Source organism: Bradyrhizobium sp. WSM4874, assembly GCF_055811835.1.
Genome location: NZ_JBVVPR010000134.1, coordinates 1 through 1,962 on the forward strand (window position 1 = coordinate 1; position 1,962 = coordinate 1,962).

A 1,962-nucleotide genomic window follows, 5' to 3' on the forward strand; every position below is an offset into this window, starting at 1 on the left:
GACCCGCAAGGACTCCGCCGTCCACGTTTCTCTTTCTTCATCTTCACTTGTCAAACAGCCCGGGACCAGGAGGCCCCTCTCCCGCAAGGGAGTTCCGGTATTTCCGCTCCGACGACAATAAACAACCGAGTCCTATCGGCTGTTGGTCCACCATCGGAATGAGAAGCATCAAGGGCGCAAATGCTTGCATGATAGCGCATGCACCTCTCAAGAGGACCGCGCCACTACGATGTATGTCGTAGACCGCTCGCTTCTTTCAAGGCCTTTATCTCCACGCTGCTTCGAAACTGGAATGGTGAAGCACTGCCCAAGCGGCTCAATAGTGCTCCTTCCGTCTTTTGACAACACGTTTTTTTTAGAATCTCGCAGAGCTCCGAAAAGGAACAAATCCCTCTGCATCGGCTACGAGCCGCATACTCGCTAAATCAAGCCGGAACATTCGATCTCATTCGAACGTTCTCCGCCTCCTCCTACCTGCAAATTTCCCAGACTGGCGTTGGCCCCTACAGCATCAATGCTCCTGGCATGCAGCCTACCCCTCATTCGTTCACCGGCTCTCGACCGACTGGCTTTCGAGCAAGAGCCATCGCTTGCCGCCGCGGCGTGCGACGGGCGCAGCTCGTCACCCGAGTTGCTTCGTACTCAGCGCCTGTGCACTAGAGCCACTGCTGTATCTGCCGCGCCATCTCTGCGGTGAAAATCCCGTAGCGGTCGTGCAGTGTCGGCAGTGCGCCGGCTTCGAAAAATTCGTCAGGCAGCGCGATCTGGCGCAAGGGCGGGTGGACGCCTGAGCGCATCAGAAGTGCAGCAACCGCCTCGCTAAGTCCGCCAATTGTGGTGTCGTTTTCGGCAACAACGACAAGGCGGCCCGGCTTGCCGGCTTCACGCAAGATCGTCTCAGTATCGAGCGGCTTGATCTCGGAACATGCAGCACCGCGGTATCGACCTAGTCGCGCATCACAGTTTCCGTGGCCTCGAGTGCACGCATTGTCATGATGCCGGATGAGATCACCAGGGCGTCCTTCCCGTCACGGATCAGTTTGGCCTTACCGAGTTCGCACTTGTAGTCATATTCGTCGAGCACGACCGGTACTTGGCCGCGCAGCAAGCGCATGTAGACCGGCCCGCCGTGCGCGGCGATGGCGGGCACCATTTGCTCGATCTCATGGGCATCGCAGGGATCGATGACGGTCATGTTTGGCATCGCGCGAAACAGGGCGACATCTTCTGCGGCCGGATGGCTCGGGTCATAGCCCGAGGTTCGCACAACAAGGGTCCGAAGCGTCCCGATGAATATCCGGACTGGTTGCAGCAGGTCTGGTTCGACGGCAACCATTCCGATGTCAGAGGTAGTTATCCGGAAAACGAAGCGCGACTTCCCGACATCTCACTCGGATGGTTGGTGCATGCGGCAAGGAATCTTCCCGACGGCAAAACACCCGACCGCTTCGGCGTCAAGGTAGACGACAGCTACCTCAAACTGCACCCGGATCCGCTCGGTCCACAGCACGACGAGCGTGAGCCCGGCTAATCTGAGCGGCCGCTTCAAATGGAAAAAGGTCTGCGCGAAGTACAAGACGAAGCGATCCTGCACTCACCGTTCTAACGGTTTGCCCACAACGGCGGGGTGCAGCACTGCTAGAACGAATGCCGTACCGTCGCGAAAACCTCCGATCGCATGCGAGGGTTAAGAAGTATTACGGGGCAGAGAATTCGACTTCGAACCGGAAGGAGACCATCGCGTGTCCGGCCCCACCGCAATCAAAATAATCGGCACGGCCGGTTGGCACGCAGATGGTGCTCGAGTGAGCTCTCGCGCACCCTGAACACATCCCTTCGCTGACGTCGCAGAACTTTGCGGCCGACAGCTTGTGTCCCTCGCCGCGAGAAAGCCGGAGGGCGGTCACGATGACGGCAATGGCGTCGGGGTTCTTCAGAGCCACAGCAGGTTCGCTTCGCCAG

The 1,962-nt window shown here is 58.6% G+C and carries 1 protein-coding gene and 2 pseudogenes; 1 reads left to right on the plus strand and 2 read right to left on the minus strand.

Annotation, left to right across the window (positions count from 1 at the left end; genetic code table 11):
* Nucleotides 1-656: 656 nt before the first annotated feature.
* Nucleotides 657-1,261, minus strand: a pseudogene (locus AC0L3P_RS39610) (transketolase family protein); the annotation flags it as partial.
* Between AC0L3P_RS39610 and AC0L3P_RS39615 the strand changes: the two are divergent.
* Complete coding sequence (locus AC0L3P_RS39615) at nucleotides 1,238-1,531, plus strand: phospholipase effector Tle1 domain-containing protein (RefSeq protein ID WP_473309415.1); 294 nt, start codon at nucleotides 1,238-1,240, stop codon at nucleotides 1,529-1,531. The pseudogene AC0L3P_RS39610 and the gene AC0L3P_RS39615 overlap by 24 nt on opposite strands.
* A gap of 166 nt (nucleotides 1,532-1,697) precedes the next feature.
* Here the strand turns inward: AC0L3P_RS39615 and AC0L3P_RS39620 are convergent.
* Nucleotides 1,698-1,962: pseudogene (locus AC0L3P_RS39620) on the minus strand (hypothetical protein); the annotation flags it as partial.